Annotated in this window: 25 protein-coding genes and 1 pseudogene; 6 read left to right on the forward strand and 20 right to left on the reverse strand. The window is 31.5% G+C overall.

Translation table 11 applies throughout. The features are described from left to right. Positions 1-102: 102 nt before the first annotated feature. Positions 103-348, forward strand: coding sequence for a hypothetical protein (locus tag EBB51_RS11410; protein WP_190285278.1), 246 nt, complete (start codon positions 103-105; stop codon positions 346-348). A 160-nt stretch (positions 349-508) separates the two neighbouring features. On the opposite strand, the gene EBB51_RS11415 is transcribed toward EBB51_RS11410, so the two are convergent. The 15 genes from EBB51_RS11415 to EBB51_RS11485 form a co-directional block, all read right to left on the reverse strand. Beyond that, positions 509-1,384: an aldose epimerase gene (locus tag EBB51_RS11415; RefSeq protein ID WP_123054565.1), complete on the reverse strand. Its 876-nt coding sequence runs from the start codon at positions 1,382-1,384 to the stop codon at positions 509-511. 367 nt (positions 1,385-1,751) lie between these two features. Beyond that, positions 1,752-2,687: a 1-phosphofructokinase family hexose kinase gene (locus tag EBB51_RS11420; protein ID WP_123054566.1), complete on the reverse strand. Its 936-nt coding sequence runs from the start codon at positions 2,685-2,687 to the stop codon at positions 1,752-1,754. Further along, complete coding sequence (locus EBB51_RS11425; RefSeq protein ID WP_123054567.1) at positions 2,684-3,535, reverse strand: tagatose bisphosphate family class II aldolase; 852 nt, start codon at positions 3,533-3,535, stop codon at positions 2,684-2,686. Before EBB51_RS11425 ends, EBB51_RS11420 begins: the two co-directional genes overlap by 4 nt. A 44-nt stretch (positions 3,536-3,579) precedes the next feature. After that, the gene (lacB, locus tag EBB51_RS11430) at positions 3,580-4,098 is read right to left on the reverse strand and encodes a galactose-6-phosphate isomerase subunit LacB (RefSeq protein ID WP_123054568.1); all 519 of its coding nucleotides are present in this window, start codon (positions 4,096-4,098) and stop codon (positions 3,580-3,582) included. 15 nt (positions 4,099-4,113) lie between these two features. Beyond that, positions 4,114-4,542 carry a galactose-6-phosphate isomerase subunit LacA gene (gene lacA, locus EBB51_RS11435; protein ID WP_123054569.1) on the reverse strand — a complete coding sequence of 143 codons (429 nt, stop codon included), beginning with the start codon at positions 4,540-4,542 and terminating at the stop codon, positions 4,114-4,116. 42 nt (positions 4,543-4,584) lie between these two features. Next, complete coding sequence (locus tag EBB51_RS11440) at positions 4,585-5,340, reverse strand: DeoR/GlpR family DNA-binding transcription regulator (RefSeq protein ID WP_123054570.1); 756 nt, start codon at positions 5,338-5,340, stop codon at positions 4,585-4,587. Between the two features lie 260 nt (positions 5,341-5,600). After that, positions 5,601-7,025, reverse strand: coding sequence for a PTS transporter subunit IIC (locus EBB51_RS11445; RefSeq protein WP_123054571.1), 1,425 nt, complete (start codon positions 7,023-7,025; stop codon positions 5,601-5,603). 135 nt (positions 7,026-7,160) lie between these two features. Next, positions 7,161-7,463 carry a PTS fructose transporter subunit IIB gene (locus tag EBB51_RS11450; RefSeq protein WP_123054572.1) on the reverse strand — a complete coding sequence of 101 codons (303 nt, stop codon included), beginning with the start codon at positions 7,461-7,463 and terminating at the stop codon, positions 7,161-7,163. 39 nt (positions 7,464-7,502) lie between these two features. Continuing rightward, entirely contained in the window at positions 7,503-7,976 is a 474-nt protein-coding gene (locus EBB51_RS11455) for a PTS sugar transporter subunit IIA (protein ID WP_123055063.1), read from the reverse strand. A gap of 487 nt (positions 7,977-8,463) precedes the next feature. Continuing rightward, entirely contained in the window at positions 8,464-9,219 is a 756-nt protein-coding gene (locus EBB51_RS11460) for a DeoR/GlpR family DNA-binding transcription regulator (protein ID WP_123054573.1), read from the reverse strand. A gap of 357 nt (positions 9,220-9,576) precedes the next feature. Continuing rightward, complete coding sequence (gene nagB / locus EBB51_RS11465) at positions 9,577-10,311, reverse strand: glucosamine-6-phosphate deaminase (protein ID WP_123054574.1); 735 nt, start codon at positions 10,309-10,311, stop codon at positions 9,577-9,579. Positions 10,312-10,335: 24 nt separating this feature from the next. Beyond that, a complete protein-coding gene (gene nagA / locus EBB51_RS11470; RefSeq protein ID WP_123054575.1) occupies positions 10,336-11,496 on the reverse strand; it encodes an N-acetylglucosamine-6-phosphate deacetylase in 1,161 nt (386 codons plus the stop codon). Positions 11,497-11,566: 70 nt separating this feature from the next. Next, positions 11,567-12,301 carry a GntR family transcriptional regulator gene (locus EBB51_RS11475; RefSeq protein ID WP_123055064.1) on the reverse strand — a complete coding sequence of 245 codons (735 nt, stop codon included), beginning with the start codon at positions 12,299-12,301 and terminating at the stop codon, positions 11,567-11,569. 208 nt (positions 12,302-12,509) lie between these two features. Next, positions 12,510-12,875 carry a hypothetical protein gene (locus EBB51_RS11480; RefSeq protein ID WP_190285279.1) on the reverse strand — a complete coding sequence of 122 codons (366 nt, stop codon included), beginning with the start codon at positions 12,873-12,875 and terminating at the stop codon, positions 12,510-12,512. After that, on the reverse strand, positions 12,868-13,167 hold the full coding sequence (locus EBB51_RS11485) for a type II toxin-antitoxin system Phd/YefM family antitoxin (protein ID WP_123054576.1): 300 nt from the start codon (positions 13,165-13,167) through the stop codon (positions 12,868-12,870). The genes EBB51_RS11480 and EBB51_RS11485 overlap by 8 nt, the downstream gene beginning before the upstream one ends. Positions 13,168-13,453: 286 nt before the next feature. Here EBB51_RS11485 and EBB51_RS11490 point away from each other — a divergent pair, with 286 nt between their 5' ends. The 5 genes from EBB51_RS11490 (at position 13,454) to EBB51_RS11510 (ending at position 18,986) form a co-directional block, all read left to right on the forward strand. Further along, entirely contained in the window at positions 13,454-14,002 is a 549-nt protein-coding gene (locus EBB51_RS11490) for an RNA polymerase sigma factor SigX (protein ID WP_123054577.1), read from the forward strand. Further along, positions 13,986-15,083 carry a zf-HC2 domain-containing protein gene (locus tag EBB51_RS11495; protein WP_123054578.1) on the forward strand — a complete coding sequence of 366 codons (1,098 nt, stop codon included), beginning with the start codon at positions 13,986-13,988 and terminating at the stop codon, positions 15,081-15,083. Before EBB51_RS11490 ends, EBB51_RS11495 begins: the two co-directional genes overlap by 17 nt. Before the next feature lie 5 nt (positions 15,084-15,088). Further along, positions 15,089-15,994, forward strand: coding sequence for an ABC transporter ATP-binding protein (locus tag EBB51_RS11500; protein ID WP_123054579.1), 906 nt, complete (start codon positions 15,089-15,091; stop codon positions 15,992-15,994). Further along, positions 15,994-16,845, forward strand: a complete 852-nt coding sequence (locus tag EBB51_RS11505) for an ABC transporter permease (RefSeq protein ID WP_123054580.1) — start codon at positions 15,994-15,996, stop codon at positions 16,843-16,845. The genes EBB51_RS11500 and EBB51_RS11505 overlap by 1 nt, the downstream gene beginning before the upstream one ends. 146 nt (positions 16,846-16,991) lie before the next feature. Then, the gene (locus EBB51_RS11510; RefSeq protein ID WP_123054581.1) at positions 16,992-18,986 is read left to right on the forward strand and encodes an FAD-dependent oxidoreductase; all 1,995 of its coding nucleotides are present in this window, start codon (positions 16,992-16,994) and stop codon (positions 18,984-18,986) included. A gap of 84 nt (positions 18,987-19,070) precedes the next feature. Here the strand turns inward: EBB51_RS11510 and EBB51_RS11515 are convergent, their stop codons facing one another. The 5 genes and pseudogenes from EBB51_RS11515 to EBB51_RS11535 all read right to left on the reverse strand — a co-directional run bounded on the left by EBB51_RS11515 (position 19,071) and on the right by EBB51_RS11535 (position 23,428). Then, positions 19,071-19,439, reverse strand: coding sequence for an HsmA family protein (locus tag EBB51_RS11515; protein WP_123054582.1), 369 nt, complete (start codon positions 19,437-19,439; stop codon positions 19,071-19,073). A gap of 64 nt (positions 19,440-19,503) precedes the next feature. Continuing rightward, positions 19,504-20,172, reverse strand: a complete 669-nt coding sequence (locus EBB51_RS11520; protein WP_190285280.1) for a DUF2284 domain-containing protein — start codon at positions 20,170-20,172, stop codon at positions 19,504-19,506. Positions 20,173-20,341: 169 nt separating this feature from the next. Beyond that, positions 20,342-20,704: a sulfite exporter TauE/SafE family protein gene (locus tag EBB51_RS11525; protein WP_123054584.1), complete on the reverse strand. Its 363-nt coding sequence runs from the start codon at positions 20,702-20,704 to the stop codon at positions 20,342-20,344. Continuing rightward, a pseudogene (locus EBB51_RS11530) lies at positions 20,705-21,840 on the reverse strand (chloride channel protein). It lies immediately after the preceding gene. A gap of 52 nt (positions 21,841-21,892) precedes the next feature. After that, positions 21,893-23,428: a hypothetical protein gene (locus EBB51_RS11535; protein WP_123054585.1), complete on the reverse strand. Its 1,536-nt coding sequence runs from the start codon at positions 23,426-23,428 to the stop codon at positions 21,893-21,895. Positions 23,429-23,562: the final 134 nt, after the last annotated feature.

Consider the following 23,562-nt stretch of genomic DNA (forward strand, 5'->3'; position numbering starts at 1 on the left):
AGTTTCCTTAAAAATAACCTAAGTTACCTATAGTTATGATGAATGTTTTTAAAATAATTGGAAAAAATAATTAGAAAGGTTTAATTTAAAGGAGAGATTAATTTGAGTAACTTAGGTATAATGGGCATTCTTGTAGATAGGAGAACAGAGTCTGCACCAAAGGTTCAAGAAGTCTTAACTAAATATGGTGATAGTATTTTATCAAGATTTGGGACTCATGATCCGGGAGAAAAGGAACATGGGTTAATAACCTTAAATTTCAGAGATAATGAAGAACATCTAAAGTCCCTAGAACGAGAGCTGGAACATTTAGATGGCGTTACTGTAAAGACAATGTATATGAAATAGACATTTATAGGGTTTCTAGTTCATGCATTAACTTACACTCCGGGAAATATATACAGCCTTTGACACTGTAAAAACTTTTAACAAGTTTTTAATGTACCTTCAGGCTGTATATATTTCCCTGCATGTAAGTTAAGTTGCAAACTAGAAACCCTATATCATATTAATCTATCTTTTCCACAGTTACCGAATATGATAAATCCATTTTGCTTTTAGGATTAACCTCTAACAAATCTTCACCTGAAGCAAGTGCACCAATCTTTGACGTCCAAGGTTCAACACATATGTACTTACTTCCTGGAGTTGACCATAAAACTATATATTTAAATTGATCACTGTAATCAAAGCTTATTTTTCTTTTTAAATCTTTCATAGAAAAACTCATACTATTACCTTTATGATCAAGAAGTAAATCTAACTCTTTAGTATTACTTAAATCTATCCCTTCTGAAGGATACTTTTTTAATTTTGAATCCTCATTATCAAAATACTTGGTGGCATTTACATCATAAGTTATTTGTTTTTTATCTTTTGCATAAAAATAAGGATGAAATCCTGCTGACATTGGCATTTTTGCATCTGAATTATTTATATACTGCTGATTAATTGTAAGTTTATTTCCTTTTAATATATATTCAAATTGTAATTCAAATTCAAAAGGATAAGATTTAAGAGTATCCTCATTACTTTTAAAAGCTACCTTTATAGATGCACAATCCTCTGTATTTTCGTCTGCAACTTTCCATGAATTTATTCTAGCAAGTCCATGGTTTTTCATACTATATTCTTTCCCATTTAAACTATACTTTTGGGCTGGCAGCTGTCCACAAAGTGGGAATAATACTGGAATTCCGCCTCTTACATTTTTGCTTTTATCATAAAATGTATCTTTATTTAAGTATAGAATTTCCTTACCATTTACTCCAAAACTAGTTACAATTCCACCTCGCTCTGGGCATATATTAACCCATGAATTATTTTTATCATCCTCCAACCTATACATTTTAAATTTATCATCAAATTCCTTTACTTTAAACATATCTTTCCTCCTAAATTATAGACAGAGGACAATTGACAGTAAATGATGATTTTTCTTCGTTACACTGCGAAAAATTTTTAATTTAAAAAGCCCTGCGTTCTTTTGTTTCTTAAGGCTGCTCTCTTAAGTAAACAATTATCTAAAAGCTATAAATTTTAGATGCCTGCTTAAGCGATGCTTTGCATTAGCAAAACAAGCCTGAAGAATAAATTAGTTTTCTGACGTAAGGAAGAAAACTTACCTTCTCTGTCCTCTGTCCTCTATTTTTATGTCCTTTGTTCTTATATAAAGAGAGAGTCTTGAGTTTTATAAAATCTCAAGAGCTCTCGCTAAAAAAACAATACTTGTAAATGTTGGTCATAGGCATTTAACTATGCTGTATTTTGGATATTTTTACTTCCTTCATTATTTTTTCTGCTGTTTCTTTCCTAATAAATCCAGTTTCTTTTTCTAAAGCATTTGCAGTACCACAAGCTGCTGCCAAAGCCAACGTATCTTCTATAGAGTATCCTCGCTCTAATGCTGCAGCAAAGCCGCCAACTAAAGAATCTCCTGAGCCTACAGGATTTACAGCTGTTATTTTAGGTACCTGTACTTTATACTTATTTCCTTTATAACCTACTAATGATCCATCTTTTCCCAGTGATACAGTTACACATGGTATTCCCATACTATGCAATTTATCTATTTGAACTAAAATATCTTTTTCACTTAATATGGAATTTCCTGTAATCATCTCAAGTTCATCCTTATTAGGTTTTATAAAGAAAGGTTTTGCTTCTATACCTTTTAACAAAAGTTCACCGCTGGTATCTAGTAAAAATTTTTTACCTAACTTTGAAGCCTTACTTATTAATGCGGCATATATACCCTTTGGCACATTTTTAGGTGCACTGCCTGATGCTGTAATTACTGAACTTTTTTCCAGCAAATCATCATATTTCTTTAAAAATTCATTAAGTTCTTCTTCTGCAACTTCTGGACCTGGTTCTAATATTTCTGTTTGAACTAAATCATCTGTTATGAAAGCCAAACATGATCTAGTTTCGCCGGATATTTTTACGAAGTCACCTTTTATTCCCATCTTCTTAAGATTGTCTTCAATAAATTCTCCACTTTTTCCACCTATAAATCCAGTACATACAACATTTCCGCCTAAGATGGTGGCTACATTAGCAACATGTATTCCTTTTCCACCAGCAGTATTTTGTACTGCCTTTGCACGCATTACCTTGCCTTTAGTTATATCTTCTATTTCATACCTTTTATCTACAGATGCATTTAAATTTATAACTGTAATCATGCTTTGTTTTCGCTTCCACACATTTTTATCTTAGCAATTACTACTTTTTTCATAGCTTCTTTTCCTGGTGTCATATACTTTCTTGGATCATTTGCATCTGGATTTTCTTTAAAGTACTGCTTTACAGCATTGGAAAATGGTATCTTTAAATCTGTTGCTATATTAACTTTACATATTCCAAACTTTATAGCTTTCTTTACTAAATCTTCCGGCACATCTGATGCTCCATGTAATACTAGAGGAATATCTACTTTTGCCCTTATTTCTTTTAATCTATCAAAATCTAGTTTTGGTTTTCCTTTATATAGACCATGAGCAGTACCTATAGCTACTGCTAAAGAATCTATTCCTGTTCTCTCTACAAATTCTTTAGCTGAATCAGGATTTGTATACATAGCATCTTTTTCATTAACAACTAAGTTATCTTCTACTCCGCCTAATTTTCCAAGTTCTGCTTCTACAACACTTCCCTTAGCGTGGGCGTATTCTACTACTTTTTTAACTTTACTTATATTATTTTCAAAATCCTCTTTTGAAGCATCTATCATTGCTGAAGTAAATCCAGTATCCACATATTCCTTTATTTTATCTATATCTTCAAAATGATCTAAATGCAGTGCAATTGGAATATCATACTTTTTAGATGCTGTTCCTGCAATAGCAACTAGATAATCCCCTCCAGCATATTCTATTGTCCCTGGAGTTCCTGCAGCTATTACTGGCGACTTCATTTCAGCTGCAGTTTCAACAACTACCTGCATGGTTTCAAGATTGTGTATATTAAATGCTGGTACAGCATAATTTTCTCTTTGGGCTTTTTCTAACATTTCTTTTGTTGTTACTAACATTGTTACCACCTCGTAATTAATATTTAAGATTTAAATAAAACTTCCTAGTCGTGATATTCACCCTTGTCCCACTTTTCTATAAATTCATCAAAGAAGTGTTCATTTCCAAACTGATCTTTATTTTCAGTTGTTATAGCATCTATTTTCTTTATTATTTCTGCATTTTCATCATTTTTTTCATATTTAGTTTCTAAAAATACATCTATAATATTTTCAATAAGACCAATTCCTGTAATACGTCCTCCAAATCCAATGATGTTGGCATTTAAATACTTTTTAGCGTATCTAGCTGTAGAAACATCTCTAACAAGAGCTGCACGTATTCCCTTTACTTTATTTGCAGTAGTTGTTATTCCAACTCCTGTTCCGCAAATTGTAATACCTAAATCTGCTTCTCCACTTGCAACTTTTTCTGCTGTCTTCTTTCCATATATAGGATAGTGTGTACGTACATGGTCATATGTACCATTATCTATAACTTCATATCCTTTTCCCTTTAAATATTCAATAACATGCATTTTAACGTCTGTAACAATATGATCGCAACCAACTGATATTTTCATTTTACCTTTTCCTCCTTAAAGCATTTTATTAAGCATATCTACTCTTATTTGATGTCTTCCACCTGCATATTCTGACTGTATAAACGCATCTACTATTCCTTCAGCTAATCCTTTTCCAACAACTTCTGATCCCATAGCTATCATACATGCATTATTATGGCTTCTTGTCATCTTAGCTGAATGCTCATCTGAAACCTCAGCACAAATTATTCCTTTAAACTTATTGGCTGCCATAAAGCTTCCTGCACCATATTCATCTATAGCTATTCCTCTGTCTGCTTCTTTATTTAACATAGCTTTAGCAACTAGCTTTGCAGATTCTACCAAGTCTAAATTTTTTTCAGGGGTTTTATCTATAACTTCATGTCCCTTACCTGACAGATATTTTTTTATATGTTCTTTTAACTCAAAACCTTTTTCATTGGCACCTATAACTATTTTCATTTTTTATCCTCCCTATTCTTAAAAGTAAAATAAATACTATAATTAACAGTGAATTATTTTCACTAATTTTTTATACTCTTCTTCTGTTTTCTTATCTATTTTATTGTCAGTAATAACAGCAGTAACCTTTTCTAAGTCATAAAAGCTGTAAAAATCTTCTTTGTTAATCTTGCTGCTATCACATAAAATATATTTTTCTACTGCATTTTCTAATATTATTCTTTGACAAACACCTTCTTCTTCATTAGAAGTAGTTATATCATTTCCATGAATGCCGTTAGCCCCAACAAATGCTTTCCTAACCCTTATTTTGCGTAATAATTCGCTTGTAAAGTTTCCAACAAATACATCAGTGCGGGAACGAAATCTTCCTCCTATAAGTATGAGTTCAAAACGTTTATCATCTTTAAATTTAGAAAATATAGACATAGAATTTGTTATGATTTTTGCATAGGAAACATTTAAATAATCATATATTAATTCATTTGTGGTTCCTGGACCTATATATATAATGTCATTGTCTTTAATAATATTACTAACTATTTCAGCTATTTGTCTTTTCTCTTCTACATGTATTTTTCTTTTTTGATTATGAGATAACTCTTCTCCCAGTACTTTCTGCCTTTTTTTAGCACCTCCATGTATACGAGTTAATAATTGTCTTTCTTCTAGAGATTTCAAATCTCTTCTAACTGTCATTTCTGTTACATTTAATAACTTTGTTGCATCAGATATGCTTATTATATTATCTCTTTGAATTATCTCTAGTATTTTTTGAAGTCTTTCCTCCTTAAGCACAGTTAATAATACCTCCAAAATATATATAATGTTTATACTTGTTTAGTTTTATTACTTTATGTTTCTTTTTGTTATTGCAATGTTATTTTAACATTATTATCTTGTATATGTCAACTAATTTGTGTAACTTTTTGTTCGATTTTTATGTATTTTTTTGTTTTTAGCTTACATATCACAAATTTTAAAAGGACAAGCCTCAAAAATAATTGCCAACTTTTGAGGCTTGTCCTATATTATTTAATTTAATACTTTTGCAAAATCTATGCAGACTTTAAATTTTTATTTCCTTCTTCTAAGTACTCTTTATTACGTTTTTTCATTTGAATTGAATACCAATAGAATAATAGTAAATAAGCTGTAAGTGCTGCTAACACTATTAATCCATTAGTCAAGTTCATGTTTTGTCCAAATTTACCGATTATTATAGACAAAAACTTTTCAATTGGACCTTCACAAGTTGAATGAGATATTAAAGCTGTAGCTGGTAAACCAGCTGGAAATGCTCCTACAGTTTTAGCCAAGGCTGTAACACAAGGTGCAATAGCTGTACCTGCCCATAAGAATATAGGTATTTCAAATATTCCTATAATTATCATACGTATTATCTTACCGCGGGTAACTATCAATAATGCTGGTGTTATTCCCATTGCTATTATTCCACCTAAAGGAAGAATCTTGTTTCCTGGTAAAATTAATGACATCATTAAAAGTATTGGTGCTAGTATATTTGCTACAGCCCAAATCTCAGCTCTTCCTGCCATGAATGGCCAATCTATACCAACGTTGAACTTTCTTCCTTTTAACTTAACACTAAGAAAGTTTGTAATTCCTTGAGACAAAGGTTCTACTGCTGCAATAAACCATGATCCAATTATAGAGAATAATTGAAGACATGTCGCACCTATAAATGCTAATGCACATATTTTAGAGATGCTTTGGTGACCTAGTACTCCTACAAATACTCCAAGATAAGAACCTATAGCAAAATTACTTCCCCAAAAACCTATCTTCTTATTTAATGCAGCTGCATCGAAATCATACTTGTCTAAGAAAGGGAAAAGTTTGTCAAATATTTTATCAAATACCATAAGTATCGGATTCATCATGAAGTTTAAGTGAGTTGTAGTTGTTGGATTAGAATCTGACATATTCAACATATTGTTGAATGTTGGTTTCATTAAATCTGAATTTATTAATTTTAAAATTCCAAGTAATACAACAAAAGCTGTTGCTAATAATAAATTATTAGAATAATACATTATAATTATTCCGCATAGTGCTGGATGCCATACATCAAATATATCTACATCCAATGTATCTGTTTTTTTCCATAAAAGCATTACAACATTTACAATAATTAATATAAATAAGAAGAACAAAGTATACATTGATCCCCAAGCTATAGTTGCGAGTGGTGCCCATCCTAAATCGGTTATGGATAATTGCAAACCTGTAGATTTAACAAACGCTTGTAATGCTTCTGAAAAGTTAGTTGTTAATAATCCTATTACTGCTCCCATACCAGTTAATGCGATAGCAAGTTTCATACCACCTTCTAGAGCTTTAGAAAATTTAACTCTCATTACAACTGCCAATAAAGTTAAAACTATAAGCATCATTGGTGCTGCACCCAAATTTATTATTGGTCGAAAGATGGCATTAGCAAAATTAATTATTCCTGACATTTAATATCCCCCTTTACGATTTATCAATTTATCATGTTAATGAGTTAATTAGTTAACGAGTTAACGATACATTTTCCCAGCAAGTATTTTATTCCCTGCCGAGAAAATGTTTATTTATTTGAAATTCTTTGCTAATTACTTATTAATCTTTTTTAGTACTTCTTCTAATTCGTCATAAACTGGCTGTGCCATTGCTGGCATTCTGTAAAGAATTGGTCCTGCTTCTACTATAGGAATTTTAATTTCAAATCCTAAATTTGGTTTTGATATAGGTGTGAATACATCATAATGTGACATCATTTCTTCTGTGATATCCTTTATCATTACTGCATCTGCTTCTACTTCATATCCCCTATTTGTCATTTCTTCTTCTATAGCTGCTTTAATTTGATGACTTGAATTTACTCCAGCGCCGCAAGCTGCTAATATTTTTATCATAATAATCTCCTCCATTTTAATTTTATTTTAAAATATATGTTATTCTGTTATGTACTTATACATTTCTTCTGTATTATTAATCTCACACAAATTTTTTATATTATCGTTTTGTGTAAAGAACTCCATTAAATGTGATAGTATATTAGATTGAGCTTCTTTTTCATTATTTAATATCATGAATAAAAACTTAACCTTTAATTTATTATCTGGCGAAATCATATTATTAAACTCTATTTCATCCTTCAATTTTACAACTACTACATTTTTAGCTTTGCAATATTCACTTTCTGTATGTGGTATAGCTACATTTGGAATTTTCTCGCCAACTACACTTAAATCTAAACCTGTTGGATAGTCTTTTTCCCTAGCCTTAACTGCTTCAACAAAATCTTCATTGACTAAACCTTTTTCGAAAAGCTCTTTTCCTACCTTATTAAAAATATCATCACTATCTTTTGCTTCTTCTATGAATACTAAGTCTTTTCTAAACAGCTTGGCAACTTCTTTAATCATGGCAGCGACCCCCTTTCCACTTCTTTCTTCTTCAAAGTATTCTCCCTTATTGGCATTTTCATCTATCATTAAATCCATAAAATTGTGAACAAGTAAATTCTCTTCTGCAGCTGGAAATTCTTATATAGTATGTGGTATGTGTTCTAGAATTTACTGCATCATAACCTTTTTAGATACGTTTACAATTTGGTTTAAATTTTCACCTCCGTGATATTTGTTAATTTTCCTAACTTAATGTACAAGTTTTATTTATAATCTATACATTCCTATCACATATGTTTGACTTTGTTTTATAATGTTATTTTATCACCATAATATATGTATGTCATATATTTTGTAACCTTTTGTTTGATTTTTGTGTTGTTTTTGTTCTATTATGTTTTGAAATATTTTATTATGTTTTTTATTGCAAAAAAATATTGTAAATAAGTTTTTAGATTTAAAATACTTATTTACAATATCCTACAAACTAATCAATCGTCAAATTTTAGGAATTAATTATCTTTACAATCTTTTCATACTCTTCTTTTACTTTTGTGCTTATCTTGTCATCAGTTAGTACTGCAGTAACCTTTCTTAAATTATAAAAACTATAAAAATCCTCTTTACCTATTTTGCTGCTGTCACACAATATATATTTTTCCGATGCATTATCTAATATTATTCTTTGACAAACCCCTTCTTCTTCGTTAGAAGTTGTTATACTATTATTACAAATTCCATTTACACCTACAAAGGCTTTTTTAACCCTTATTTTTTCTAGCAGTTCATTGGTAAAATTTCCAACAAACACATCAGTACGTGCTCTAAATCTTCCCCCTATAAGTATAAGTTCAAACCGTTTATCGTCCTTAAATTTATTAAATATGGACATTGAATTAGTTATAATTTTAAGATAAGAAACATTAATATAATCATATAACATCTCATTGGTAGTTCCAGGACCTATATATATAATGTCATTTTCTTTGATTAATCCCCCGGCTAATTTAGCTATATACTTTTTTTCTTCTACATTGATATTCCTTTTTTGATTGTGAGATAACTCTGTAAATAAAACTTTTTCTTTTTTCTTGGCACCACCGCGTATTCTAATTAAAAGTCCTTTTTCTTCTAAAGCTTTTAAGTCTCTCCTTACTGTCATTTCAGTTACACCTAACATCTCTTTTATATCATATATTTTTATTATGTTATTACTTTCAAGCATTTCTAAAATCTTTTGAAATCTTTCATCTTTCAGCACCTTTAAAATTACCTCCAAATATATCACAAGTATTTACATCAATAGTATTTTAACATTATTGCCTCATAATTGTTAACTCATTAATGTGATTTTATGTTTATTATCTATAAAAAATCAAAGGACAAAGGACAGTGAAGGTTGATTTTTTGCTAATGCAAAAAATCTTTAAATTTATATAAGTTAGCAATGTTTCGCTTCAACGAAACGAGCTATCAAAAGTTTAATTAAAGATTTTTCGTAAGCTTAGCGGAGAAAAATCCTCCTTCTCTGTCCTCTGTCCTATGTCCTCTTTTTTTATATTACAATTACAGTGTCAAAGGTTGTATATATTTCCTGGAGTGTAAGTTAGGCTGCAATCTAGAAACCATATATCTTGCTAGCAGCTTCCTTATCTATAATAACAGTTACATCTTTATGAAGCTGCAGTATAGATGCCGGAACTTCAGGGCATATTTTCCCCTTTATTGTGTTATATACAGCTTCAGCCTTTGATTTTCCATTAGCTAATAAAATTATCTTTTTAGAATTCATTATAGTCTTTATTCCCATACTTACGGCTTTTGTTGGTACTTCTTCTATTGATTTAAAAAACCTCGAATTAGACTGAATAGTTTTTTCATCTAAACTTACAAGATGAGTTTCTGCTTCAAAATTTACATCAGGCTCATTAAAGCCAATATGACCATTTACCCCTATTCCAAGGACTTGAATATCTATTCCACCTGCTTGTACTATTTTTTTCTCATATGCTAGACATTCCTTTTCTACATCTTCACTTGTACCATCTGGTATGTTTATATTTTCAGTTTTAATGTTTATATGTTCAAATAAGTTTTTCATCATATAATAATGATAACTTTGAGTATTGTCTTTGTTTATTCCATAATACTCGTCCAAATTAAAGGTTTTAGCACTTGAAAAATCAATTTCTCCTTTTTTATACATACTTACTAATTCGCTGTACATTCCTAAGGGTGTATCTCCCGTAGCTAATCCTAAAACGCTATCCGGTTTTAATATAATTTGACTAGCCAACATAACAGCTGCCTTTTTGCTCATTTCTTCATAATTATCTACAATTATAAATCTCATACCAAACACCTCTCCCCTAATAAATTAACACTTAAACACTGTTTTTCCTGAAACAATAGTATGTTTCACATCAAAATTTTCATCAAATATAACTATATCTGCATCCTTACCTATTTCTATACTTCCTTTTTTGCCATCTATATTAATACTTTTTGCTGGATTTAGTGATGCCATATCTACAGCTTCACATATATTAAGACTTGTATTATTAAAGACATTTTTTACTGCTTTATTTAAAGTTAAAACGCTCCCAGCTAATGTTCCATCTTCCAATCTAGCTGAACCATCCTTAACTATAACCTTTTGACCTCCTAATTCTGAAATCCCATCTTTCATACCTCCAGCTCTCATTGAATCAGTTATCAATATTACTTTTTCTTTACCTTTTATGTTAACAAGAATATTAATGACAGCAGGATGAACATGAATAGTATCTGCTATAAGTTCACAAAATATATCACTATTAAAAGCAGCACCTACTATACCTGGCTTTCTATGATTTAAAGGTGTCATACGATTAAAAATATGAGTTGATTGGGTTATGCCATTTTCTATAGCTGTCATAGCTTGTTCATAAGAGGCATCTGAATGTCCTATAGATAAAGCAATATCCGTTTTTTCTTTTACAGTCTTAATGAAACTTAAATTCTCATCTTTTTCTGGAGCAAGGGTTATAATCTTTATATCATCTTCATATCCTTTTATGAAATCATAAGAAGGATTTAATATATAATCTTCCTTTTGAGCTCCTTTATATTTTTCATTTATAAAAGGTCCTTCCACATGTGCACCTAAAACCTTGGCACCTTTAAAATCCTTGCTCACAGCTTCCTTTATGTTATCTAAAGCCTTATATATTTTTTCCTTACTCATTGTCATAGTAGTTGGCAAAAAAGCTGTAACTCCACTTTTTGCTATAGTTTTACTTATAACCTCTAATGCCTCTAAAGTTCCATCCATGGTATCGCTTCCCCCAGCACCATGTATATGAATATCTATAAAGCCTGGTGAAACATACATTCCTTGTGCGTCTGCTATTTGAATTGAATCATTTGTATTCTCATTTATTAACTTGTGGAATTCTCTTTTATCTAATATCTTTTCAATCTTATCATCAAAAAGTATTACTTTATCTTCAAGCAGTGTACTTTTTGTTATTATCTTACCATTTACTATAGCTCTCATTATTTAGGACTGCCCCTTTCTATAGTTTTTACCACCTTATAGTTTCTTAATCTTTTCTGTAAATGATTTATTATCTTAATACTATTTCATATTTGTATATATCACTTCTATAAATAGCCTTAGTATATTCAATAGGAACTTCATTTTCTAAATAAGTAGTTCTTCTAAACATTAGAGCAAGTGAGTTATTTTGCTGATTTAAGAGTCCTCCTTCATATTCATTGAGCATTATAGGTTCAATTATCTGTTTAGCTTCTTTCGGATAATAACCATACTTTTCTCTAAATATTCCATACAGTGATTTTCCCTCTATCATATCCTGTGTCATATCGGAACATAAGTTGTAAGGTATCCACACAGTTTCAATAGCTACAGGTTCCCCCTCGCTTTTTCTTAGTCTATATACTTCTATAACTTTATTTTCATTTTCCGGCATGCAAAGTACTGCTTTAATTTGTTTTGTTACCTCTTTTATACTAAAATATAATATCTTTGTCTTTGTATTTAACCCCTTTTCTCTCATCTCTTCAGTAAAACCTTTAAGCGCAGGTATTTGCTGATTTTGTTTAGGTTTTGAAACAAAGGTTCCCCTTCCTTGTTCTCTATATAATAGTCCTTCATTTACTAAAGACATAATTGCTTTATTTACTGTCATTCTGCTAACACCTTGGATTTCACATAGTTCTCTTTCAGTAGGTACAGCTTCTCCAGGTTTTAACTCTTCATTTTCAATCATTTCCTGTAATATTTCTTTTATTTGATAATGCAGCGGTAAAGGATTGGCTTTTGAAACTTTTCTCAAGATATTTTTCTCCTCTCTATATACAAAATACAAATACACTTTGTATATGTTATTATAACATTATGTTGTCATGTTGTATATACCAACCTTCTTTTAAATGAACTTATCAACCTCATTTCAAGCAATTCTAAAAAAGGTAACTGCGATAACAATTATCCGCAATTACCTATCATTTCTATTAAAATTAGTACATTCGTGTGCTAAAATATTACTATTTATCTTTACTAACATTTTTCCAGTTAGTATTATTTTTTTGCAAACTTTCCGTATTATTTCTTTTAATCGCCACTTTAAATACAGTGTTTCTTTCCCTTTTTTCTATAGTCAATACATAAACTATACGGAGAACATCAACCTTGTTTCCTACAATTCTAAATATTATTCGTATTCCTTCATTTCTTAACTTTTTTTCCTTGCAGCCATATAAATTTCCTTTAAGTGGTTTACCTACTTCATTAGCTCTATATTCTAATTCATCTATTGCTTTATTAACTATGCTAATTACAGAATTATCTAGTTTTTTATATTCTTTTATTGCTCCTTCAGCGAAAATTATTTCAAATTTTTTATCATTCATCACGTCTTATATCCTTCCACTTAGCAGATAATTCAGGATGTTTTTCAATTTGATTAATTCTATCAAGCAATATTTTTTCTTCCTCTTTGCCCTCTAATTCTGCAAGTCTCTCATACATTTTCTCAAATTGCTCATATGATACAATTACTGTATCAATATTACCGTTATCCGATATATATATCGGATTCTCTTTTGCTTTTTTTCTATATTGTCCTAGTCTTTTAGAAACTATAGAGGATTTTACTATTTGATCTTTAGTGATTTTAAGTTTGTTATCTACAGTAATACTCATTCTAACACCTCCATAATATATTACTCTTATATTATTATAAGATATTACGTAACATTTGTCTACATATTATACAATTATATTATTATAAGAAAATTGTATTAAAGTTCTATTAAGCGATAAACGTCATCTATATCGTCTTGAGATATGCCAAGGTGGAATTTATCATTCTTTTTCAAATATAATCTTTGTCATAATTTTTAATTCTTATGTGTTAATATTATAGAAACCAAATAAGTCAAAAGCTTTTGAACAACATTACCTAGAGAGGAGGAAAACAGTTAGCAGTATGGGTGTTATCAGTTATTTTAAAAAGAAAAAAGATGATCAAAATTTTAAAACTGCATATGAAAAATATTATGACACCATTTTCAGAAGAATCTCCTACCTCACTGGGGATATGCATGCAGCTGAGGATTTAACACAGGAGGTATTTATGAAATTATATAATTCACCACCTGATCATAACAATATTGCTGCGTGGTTAAATAAGGTTTCTACTAATATTTCATATAACTATATAAGAGATAAAAGAATTCACGAAGGGAAAAACGAAGTGATTTATGAAAAAGAAATGGATAATATAGTTTCAATTGAAGAAGCTGCAATCAATAATTGTGAAGTAGATTTAACTAAAAATGTGCTAAATATGCTTTCACCTAGGGACCGTATGTGTCTGCTTCTCAAATTTTCAGGATACAAATACAGCGAAATTGCGGAAGTAATTGGAGTTAATAAAAGCTCTGTTGGCACACTTGTATCGAGAGCACAAGCAAAATTTAAGGAGAAATACTTAAATGTAGAAAAAGGAGTGAATAAAAATGAAGTGTCCAAGTGAAGGAATCATTCAAGCATATATTGATGGAGAGCTTAATGATATTGAAATAAAAGAAGTAGAAATGCATCTTTTTCAATGTGAAAAATGCAAAAAAACTTATAAAGAATTAAACTCTGTAAACAACTTTGCTGTTGGAAAACTTCAGAATTATAGAAAAGAGTTTAATGTAAATCATATAAAAACAGAAAGTATGAATATTGAAGTAAAGAATAAAAAAGGGGCGTTTAAAAGTATGAAAAAGTATAAAAAGATAGCGGCAGCTGCATGTGCAGTTTTTGTACTAACTACTTGTGTTACGGTGCAGCCTATAAAAGCAGCAGTTATTAATGCAGTTTCAATTTTTAGAGCAAATGATATGAAAAGTGTAGATATTTCATTAGATGATGTTAAAGAACTTGAAAAAGCACTTGATGAACACAAATCAAATATTAATATTGATAAAGTAGGTAAAGTTAATTTTGAGGGCGGCGAAGAAAAGACTGTAACTATGGAGGAAGCAAAAAAGGAATTACCATTCACAATATCAGTTCCTAAAAATATACCAGAGAAAAATACAGAGAGTATTGCCATAAATAAACCTTCAAAAATTGATTTTACTCTAAATGTGGAAAATATAAATCAGCTTCTTAAATCTTTAGGAGAAAAAAATGTATTTCCTAAAGATTTAGATGGAAAAACTTTTTCTTTGAAAATGGATGGAACGTTAAATATTAATTATAAAGATGCTGCAAATAACAAACGTATATATGTATCAGAAAGCAAAGTGCCTGAAATCCTTGCACCTTCTGATACAAATGTTGATGAAATATTTAATGCTCTTTCAGAGCTTTCTATATTGCCGCCTGATATACAAAAACAGTTGAAATCCATGAAGGACTGGAAAAATACTTTATATGTTCCTAACGTAGATAATGAGCTTGAAGAATTAAATATTGATGGCATGAAAGCCGTTGGACATTTTGAAAATAACAGCGAAAATAAATATTCCTATATTTTAATTCTTAAGGATGATGTTTTAGTTGATATTAGTGGTAATATAACTAAAAATGAAATGCTTGAAATTGCAAAATCTATGAGGTGATATAATTGGTAATTGAAACAAAAAACCTTTCTAAAATATATGAAAATAATAAGGGCTGCAGAGATATAAACATCTCTGTGCCCCAAGGCGAAATCTATGGATTTTTAGGTCCAAATGGTGCAGGAAAAAGTACCTTTATAAAAACCATTGTAGGATTATTATTTCCTACTTCAGGAAGTGCACGTATATTAGGCAGACCTATTGGTGATATTGAAACAAAGAAAAAAATAGGATATTTACCCGAACTTTTTAAATATCAAGATTGGATGACAGGATTAGACCTCCTGTCTTTCCATTCCTCATTATATAAGCTTGATAAAAAGATTACTTCTATAAAAATAGAAGAAGTCCTTGAAATTGTTAATCTAAAGGGAGCTGAAAAGCAAAAAATCGGCACATACAGTAAAGGAATGCAGCAGCGAATAGGCATTGCCAGTGCCCTTCTTTGTGATCCGGACCTTTTATTTTTAGATGAACCTACCTCTGCCCTAGATCCTATAGGAAGAAAAGAAGTTAGAGATATTATGCTTGAACTAAAAAACATGGGAAAAACTATATTTTTAAACAGTCATCTTTTAAGTGAGGTAGAACTGATTTGCGACAGCGCTGCTATTATTAGTAATGGAACCATTATAAAACAGGGAAAAATAAAGGACCTTTTAGAAGGAGACACTGTTTTAGATATTCATGTAGAAGATATAAATAATGAAATTTTAGATAAGCTTGAGAAGATTGATGAAGATGTAACTTTTGATGGGAAAAACATTAAAATGCATGTAAAGGAAGAACATGAAATACATGACATTGCTTCATTAATTATAGCAGGCGGTGGAAAACTTTATGGTCTTACCCCTCACAGAGATAGTCTTGAAGATCTATTTATAAAACTTGTTAAAAGGGGGCAGGAATAATGTTTACAATTGCACTCTCAACTTTTAAAGAAATCTACAGAAAGAAAATCTTTCACTTTATAGGCATATTAACTATACTGTATCTTATCCTTTTAACCATTACTTTTAGATTTATGAGTAAGAATTTCACTGGAAATAATGACATTATAAATATGATTGTAAATCTTTCTTCTACTATTTCTGTAATTGGATTTTATTTTTCCAGTATGCTTACAACCTTTTTAACTATAATGCTGTCTATAGGAATAGTTTCATCTGAATTAGAAAATGGAACAATTTTGACCATTTTAACAAAACCAATTAAAAGGAGTGAATATATACTAGGAAAATATCTAGGAACAGCTGTTCTTATTATTTTATACAGTGCTGTTCTTTACACAGCAGTTATTATTATTTCTACTATAAGTAAAATATCTATAGTAGAAACCTTTGGAGCAGCTGCCTTAGCTAAAGGCTTCCTGTTTTTTATTCTTCAGCCTTTAACTATATTGTCACTAGCTCTTTATGGAAGTACCAAATTCAAGACTTTAAATAATGGAATATTAATAATAGCTATATATATACTTGGAACAATTGGCGGAGTAATAGAGCAGGTAGGAACATTTAATAATAATGTCTCTCTTTCCACCATTGGAATAATTGCCAGTTTAATTTCTCCTTTTGAAGTAACTTATAAAAAGATGATCTCTACTATTTTTAATTCATTAGGTTCCTTCAATGTTCTTATGGGCTTTGGTATATCAGGAAACTCAACCATACCAAGTGTATGGATGATGGTTTATGTATATGTATATTTGGTGTTTTTTATATTTATGAGTGTTAAGGGATTTGAAAAGAAAGATATTGGGTAAATTGTAAATTACAAAAATACTCAATAAAGTTTTATTTGATGATAAAAAGGATACAGCCTAAAATTATTTGATGCTGTTCTTCACATAATACATTAAATCATTGGTTATATTAATTTTGAAGCTAATATAACAACGGAGGTAATAATATGAAAAAACTATTTGAGCCTATAAAAATAGGAAATGTGGAGATTAAAAACAGAATTGCGATGGCCCCCATGGCAAACCTTGGTCTCATAACTTCAGAAGGTTCCTTGAGTAAAAGGGCTGTAGACTACTATGTCGAAAGGGCAAAGGGGGGAACTGGTCTTATAATAACTGGTGCTGTAAAAGCTGAAAATGAAATTGAAAAGCTTAAGATGCCTAGTTTTCCGTGCATAACTACAAACCCCATACAGTTTATTAGATCAGCAGCAGAACTTGTTGAGCATGTACATGCATATGGAGCTAAAATATTCATACAGATAACTTTTGGACTTGGAAGAAGCGGAGCACCTGGATTTTTAGATGAAGAACCAGTTGCTCCTTCTGCCATTCCAAATTACTGGGACCCTTCAATAACCTGCAGGGAACTCACAACAAAAGAAGTTGAAAGAATGGTAAAAAGCTTTGGTGAAGCTGCCCATATTTCAACCGAAGCTGGATTTGATGGTATGGAAATTCATGCTGTGCATGAAGGCTACCTATTAGATCAGTTTACAATTGCAATGTTTAACAGGAGGACTGACAAATACGGAGGAGATCTTAGAGGAAGACTTACCCTGCCAATTGAAATTGTAAGAGAGGTAAAGAAAAACGCAGGAAATAACTTCCCTGTATGCCTTAGATACAGCATTAAGAGTTATGTAAAAGACTGGAGACAAGGAGGACTTCCTGGAGAGAACTTCAAGGAAATGGGAAGAGATTTAGATGAAGGCCTAGAAGCAGCAAAGATATTGGAACAGGCCGGATATGATGCATTCGATGCAGATGCTGGCACCTATGACGCATGGTACTGGGCACATCCTCCACTTTACCAGGAACACGGCTGCTACCTCCCGCTTACTGAAAAATTAAAGCAAGTTGTTAATGTACCTGTAATTGTTGCAGGAAGGATGGATATACCAGAGCTTGCCGAAAAGTCACTTCAAGAAGGAAAGCTTGATATGGTCGGTATAGGAAGAGGACTCCTAACAGACCCTTATTGGCCTAAAAAAGTACTTGAAGGGAAAATCGAAAGCATAAGGCCATGTATAGGCTGTCATACCGGGTGCATTGGAAGAATGTTTGAAGGGAAACCCGAATGCTGTACTGTAAACCCTGCAGTATGCCGTGAAAAGGAATATGAAATAGTCCCAGCAAATGTAAAGAAGAAAGTTATGGTTGTTGGCGGAGGAGTTGCAGGAATGGAAGCTGCAAGGGTTTGTTCCTTAAGAGGACACAATGTAGCCTTGTATGAAAAAACTAACAAACTAGGAGGCCACTTAAATGAAGGCTCAAAACCTGATTTCAAGGAAGATGACAAAAGGCTTCTGGAGTGGTACGAACACGAACTAAAAGAGTCTAATATAAAAGTAAATATGAATACAGAAGTCGATATGAATCGCATAGATAGTGAAATACCTGATACTGTAATAATAGCAACAGGTTCCAATCCTGCAAAAATTAACTTTCCAGGTGCCGATAAAAGCAGCGTAGCATATGCTGTAGATATACTTGAGGGTGTTAAAAAGCCGGGAAATGATGTTGTTATTATAGGCGGTGGGCTTGTAGGCTGTGAAACAGCACTTTATCTTGCCAAACAAGGTAAAAAGGTTACTATTGTTGAAGCACTTGAAGGTCTTATGTCAGGAGGAAAACCTATCCCCCACATGAACAAGACAATGCTTATAGACCTTTTAAAATTTAACAATGTCGATGTTGTTTTAAACTCATATCTAGTTAAAGTTACTGATGAAGCTGCAATTATTTCGGAAGGACCATCAAAGAGGAGATCTATTAAAGCAGATACCGTAGTTCTCTCAGTTGGCTACAAACCTGATAATGCATTATTTAAAAGTCTCAATGGAAAATTCAAAGAACTATATCTTATAGGAGATTCAAGAAAAACTGCAGATATAATGAATGCTATATGGGACGCATATGACGTAGCAAGAACAATATAAATTATTAGAGAAGGCAAAAGTACCTCCCTCTGATTGTTCAAAAACCCAGTACTTTTAAAGGTACTGGGTAAAGTTATCTATTCTTTATCTTGTCATACCAAATATTGCACCTGAAATAAAAGGCACTAGCCATATAGTCCAAACAACAATACTTAATTTATGAAAGTTTGCTTTTGCTCTTTCATCATTTTTAATTAATACAACAGTTGCCCAAATTGCATGGAAAAGCATCAGAATAATTGCTAATAGACCTGTAATACCATGAAAATTAAGCTTAAAACCTCCAGCAGCAATCTTGCTCATTATTGTGGTTCCTGTAGTATCAAATACTAGTCCTAAGTAAAATACAAATAAATGCCACTTTTTCAATTCACCTTGTATTTTTTCACTCCACACACCTATAGTATACAATACAAGTGCCAATGTAATAGTTATTACTGCATATATTAACATATATCTTACCTCCTATCTGTTATCATCTAATTGTAACAAAGATAGAAATTTTAAAAAAGTGGATTTAAAGATACAGCACCATGCCGTTCAATTTGTCTAAAATCATGGATTCACTTATTTTTTCTTTTGTCATCAACGCACTGCAGCTATAAAGAGCTGCAGGCAGCACATCCTTGGTCCAAACAAGTTCCAAGTCAAAACACTGCTTGTATATGTCAGACACTTTGAAGCCTAGTGCTTCAAGAGAATATCTTAGTGTATCCGGGTGAATACATGGTTTTTCCTGCTGTTTACAGCAAGCTTCACATCTTGTACATGATCCCGGCGGCAGCCCAATAACGCCGTCCATGCCCTTTTCAATCTCAATCAGTTTGTCTGCCATCTGATCCTTGACATCATTGAATGCATACATGGAAATGACACTGCTGATATTAACCTGCTCATCAGGTTTGCCTTTCATATTGTTCTTGAAGACCCTAGATTTAAAGTCAGCTGCCTTCAAATTGTCCATTTGTGCTTTAATAGGCTGTGTGTCTATTTCAGTCATGATGACTGCAGCGTAATTATAAAATTCTAGGTACCTTGCCGCATCAAACTTGAAATCAGGACAGCTAAAGTTGCTACTATAATTGCTGCATCTTTGACAATATGACAGGACTTCCTCCTTTTTATATGCTTCAAATAGTGTTTCCTTTTTCAGCTGTTTTAATCTTATCTTTACAGTTAATTTCATCTTTATGCCTCCCAGCTCCCTACTCATGCGATAATATTATACACCTATTTCCTATTCATCGAACCATTTAACATGCTTTCAATCTGCTGCAAAGAATCAGTAATATTACAAATTATAGAAGTTGATAAATAACTATATACAGTAATTGAACCGAATTCAAATAGTATTCTTATTTTCCTAAAATTAATTTAACAGCTATTAGCATCATTAAAACTCCAAATAATTTTCTAATTGTATCTACTGGTATGACGTGAGCCAGTTTAGCTCCAAAGACTGAGCCTACAACTAAAAATATACATATTAATATTCCTGCTTGAAGGTTAACATGACCTTTTTTATAGTAACTCATAAATGCAAGTATACCTGTTGGTGGTAATAAAATAGCAAGTGATGTACCTTGAGCTGTTAGCTGATTAAATCCACATAAATAAACTAATGCAGGTACTATAATAATCCCGCCGCCTATTCCAAACAGTCCGCTCAAAATACCTGCTATTACACCTATAACAATAAATAAAATAATATTACTCATTTATACTGCCTCCTTATTATACTTCAATAAATATATAGGAATGTATGCTGCCAATATCATAGGAATGATCAATTTTACCGGGAACAGAAGCATCAATATGACTACAACTGCAATTGGCTTTTTCAGTATTCCACTTGTAAGTGATGTGGTTACAATTGCAATTGATGTTACTGGATCTATTGGAAACATCAATGCAGTTCCGTATCCTATGCTCACCCCTGCAAAAATGACAGGGAATATGTGTCCTCCAAGTCTGTCAGCTGGTGCTCTCCTGAAAACAAAACAATAGGAAGGGCTGTTCCTATGAGTCCCAGCACCAGTCCGCCAACAACAGCTCTTACTATTTTATAATTTTCAAGCGGCTTAAATGCCTTGTTAAGAACATCTCCAAAAAAACCATACAACATTGCAAACAATATTCCTATAAGCATTAGCGGTATTATGGCAATGATTTCATTTCTGCCTACTACTGCTGAACCAAAATCGGCCAAAACCGTACTTCTGTTATCTATTTTTGACAAAAGCATGAACACGCCAAAACCTGAAACAGTAGTTATCAAATATACAAGTGTCTTTATCATTCTCAGAAGCTTTGAATCTTTTTTATCCTCAAAGAATGTAGTGGCACCAAAAAGCGGTGTTTTAAAAATCATGCCTATTACAGCCTCAATGCTGTACTCTGTCATTATATCTCCATATTCATTTATAACTGACCTTTTCTTTATTAAAGATTTGAGGGTGTCTCCTGCCCATGTCGAAAGCCCTCCTATAAGTCCAACCAAAGCCGCTTCAGGACCAAGGCTAGCTCCAAAGGAAAGAACGCAAAATGCAGCTATCGTGCTTTTGTACAATGACTTGTAATCAACTCTTTTAGTTTCCTTGAACTCTGCCATTACATCTTCCATTCCGCGCGGATAATTTCCAAAGTGCTTTTGGCACAAGCCTACCAAAACTCCTCCAGCCAAACACAGCACTATGGTCCAATTATGAACCTGAATTATTTTTGGCAGGACAGCCCACAAGAAGTGGGTTGACAATGATATCGCACCTAAAAAAAGCCATGTCAAAAGACCTACAATACCTCCTACAATCATGCTGTACAGCATCAAAATGCCTGTCGGCATAATTTTTTTCATCTATATGTTTTCCTCCTTGTTAATTTCATCCATTAAGCATTCTTTCAAAACATCATAATTCAATTTTAAAAAGTCTTACTGCATCTTCAACTTTTATATTATCCATCTCATCCAGCTTATCTATGTATTTAAATATACTTTTGCTTATTTTAATTTTATAATCACCATCTTTAACTGTTTGAATCAGTTCTTTTACTTTATACGTTTTAATCTTGCAGTCGAAAATGGACAGAACTTTGAAATACAATAAATTTAGCAATATGCCGCGAGTTTTTTCCCATTCCTCATATGTACTTATCTTTTCACATATCAAATCTATGAAAAAAGTTAATGCTTCATTCATTTCCTCAATTTTATCATAATATATGAACTCTATGGAATCTACAGTTTCAAAACTGTTTGCAATTGTCAGCATAATGTCATTTTTTACACTTTCAAACTCTTCTTCGTTAAAAATTGATTTTAGTCTAGGGAAATTGTCATTTTCATAAAACCTATCTCTTATGAAATTAATGAATGTTTCAAAATCCTCAGCATTATTCCCAAGCTCTATTTCAAACAATATTCTAAAAAACAAATTCCATTGAAATTCATTATTTATAGAATTCAAAATAGCATGTCCGATAATGTTGGAAAAATCATCTTCGAAATGTACATCCCTTTCAAATTCTATCTCACTATTGAAATCCACATCATTTTTACTGATATGATTCAATCTGTCCATTGTTTTCAGCAGTGTTTTATTATAATCCTCCAAGTTTTCAGCGTTGCTGCTTCTAAAAATGTATTTCATTATGGTATCACAGGACTTTTTAAAGTCAACTATGAATCCAATGCTATTTTTCATTTTTGTTGAATATATGTCATAAATAATTTTTGAAAGAAGTACTTCCAATTGAGACTTTCTCACCATTGGATCCATGCTGTTTTTGCTGTTGAACTGATTATAAATTATAAGAAGCTGATTATCTATCATTGCAAGGTTTTTCTTTATGGATCCCATTAGTTCCTTTAAAAACCCATCTGCTATTCTGTAATTGTTATTTTTGTATATTATATTATGTTCCAGTTCCCCCCAAAATATGTTGACCAAGGATTTGATTTGAAGTTCAAATTTGATTTTTCTATAATTTGTTTCATAAACTCCGTCTATTCTATAAATTTCAAATCCATTCTTTTGTTCCTGCGGTTGTTTGCCTGCCAGCTCCAATCTGATGTTTTCATTCAAAGCATTATAATAATATCCATCAGCATTTCTTTTATTAAAGAGTTTTTTCAGCACTTTATATATTTTCATTTCATCTTCAATGAATCTACATTCCACTCTGATTCCAATCAAGTCTGAAAGATTTGAAATAACTTCCTTACTTGACTCATACTTTTTATAATAATTATTTCTTATTATTTTTTCCCTCAGGCTGTCAGGAGACTTTACTCTTGAACTCACCTTTATATCTCCATCATTGATGCTTTCTATCAATTGTTGAAAATATGTCTCCAAATCCTCAGCTTCATTTTGCAATTCATCATTTACTTTTTCCAAGCCTTTTATAACTTCTTCAATAAAATCGAATATTTTCAATTTCATGATTTCCCTCCTAGTCTTAATTCAAAGCCCCTTTGATTGTATGATTGTTTTATCCTGACCGTTACAAAGTCACTTATAATGATATCATTTTAATCTGTGCTTTTCCATATTTTATAGTGTTTCTAGTTCCAAAC

The organism is Clostridium sp. JN-1, from assembly GCF_003718715.1.
GTDB lineage: Bacteria > Bacillota > Clostridia > Clostridiales > Clostridiaceae > Clostridium_AV.

Bases quoted from the DNA above. Each gene is read 5' to 3' on its own strand.
- EBB51_RS11415 (WP_123054565.1), bottom strand. From the start codon at position 1,384: ATGTTTAAAGTAAAGGAATTTGATGATAAATTTAAAATGTATAGGTTG.
- EBB51_RS11420 (WP_123054566.1), bottom strand. From the start codon at position 2,687: ATGATTACAGTTATAAATTTAAATGCATCTGTAGATAAAAGGTATGAA.
- EBB51_RS11425 (WP_123054567.1), bottom strand. From the start codon at position 3,535: ATGTTAGTAACAACAAAAGAAATGTTAGAAAAAGCCCAAAGAGAAAAT.
- lacB (WP_123054568.1), bottom strand. From the start codon at position 4,098: ATGAAAATATCAGTTGGTTGCGATCATATTGTTACAGACGTTAAAATG.
- lacA (WP_123054569.1), bottom strand. From the start codon at position 4,542: ATGAAAATAGTTATAGGTGCCAATGAAAAAGGTTTTGAGTTAAAAGAA.
- EBB51_RS11445 (WP_123054571.1), bottom strand. From the start codon at position 7,025: ATGTCAGGAATAATTAATTTTGCTAATGCCATCTTTCGACCAATAATA.
- EBB51_RS11450 (WP_123054572.1), bottom strand. From the start codon at position 7,463: ATGATAAAAATATTAGCAGCTTGCGGCGCTGGAGTAAATTCAAGTCAT.
- EBB51_RS11455 (WP_123055063.1), bottom strand. From the start codon at position 7,976: ATGATTAAAGAAGTTGCCAAGCTGTTTAGAAAAGACTTAGTATTCATA.
- nagB (WP_123054574.1), bottom strand. From the start codon at position 10,311: ATGAGATTTATAATTGTAGATAATTATGAAGAAATGAGCAAAAAGGCA.
- nagA (WP_123054575.1), bottom strand. From the start codon at position 11,496: ATGAGAGCTATAGTAAATGGTAAGATAATAACAAAAAGTACACTGCTT.
- EBB51_RS11480 (WP_190285279.1), bottom strand. From the start codon at position 12,875: ATGAATGATAAAAAATTTGAAATAATTTTCGCTGAAGGAGCAATAAAA.
- EBB51_RS11485 (WP_123054576.1), bottom strand. From the start codon at position 13,167: ATGAGTATTACTGTAGATAACAAACTTAAAATCACTAAAGATCAAATA.
- EBB51_RS11490 (WP_123054577.1), top strand. From the start codon at position 13,454: ATGGGTGTTATCAGTTATTTTAAAAAGAAAAAAGATGATCAAAATTTT.
- EBB51_RS11495 (WP_123054578.1), top strand. From the start codon at position 13,986: ATGAAGTGTCCAAGTGAAGGAATCATTCAAGCATATATTGATGGAGAG.
- EBB51_RS11505 (WP_123054580.1), top strand. From the start codon at position 15,994: ATGTTTACAATTGCACTCTCAACTTTTAAAGAAATCTACAGAAAGAAA.
- EBB51_RS11510 (WP_123054581.1), top strand. From the start codon at position 16,992: ATGAAAAAACTATTTGAGCCTATAAAAATAGGAAATGTGGAGATTAAA.
- EBB51_RS11515 (WP_123054582.1), bottom strand. From the start codon at position 19,439: ATGTTAATATATGCAGTAATAACTATTACATTGGCACTTGTATTGTAT.
- EBB51_RS11520 (WP_190285280.1), bottom strand. From the start codon at position 20,172: ATGAAATTAACTGTAAAGATAAGATTAAAACAGCTGAAAAAGGAAACA.
- EBB51_RS11525 (WP_123054584.1), bottom strand. From the start codon at position 20,704: ATGAGTAATATTATTTTATTTATTGTTATAGGTGTAATAGCAGGTATT.
- EBB51_RS11535 (WP_123054585.1), bottom strand. From the start codon at position 23,428: ATGAAATTGAAAATATTCGATTTTATTGAAGAAGTTATAAAAGGCTTG.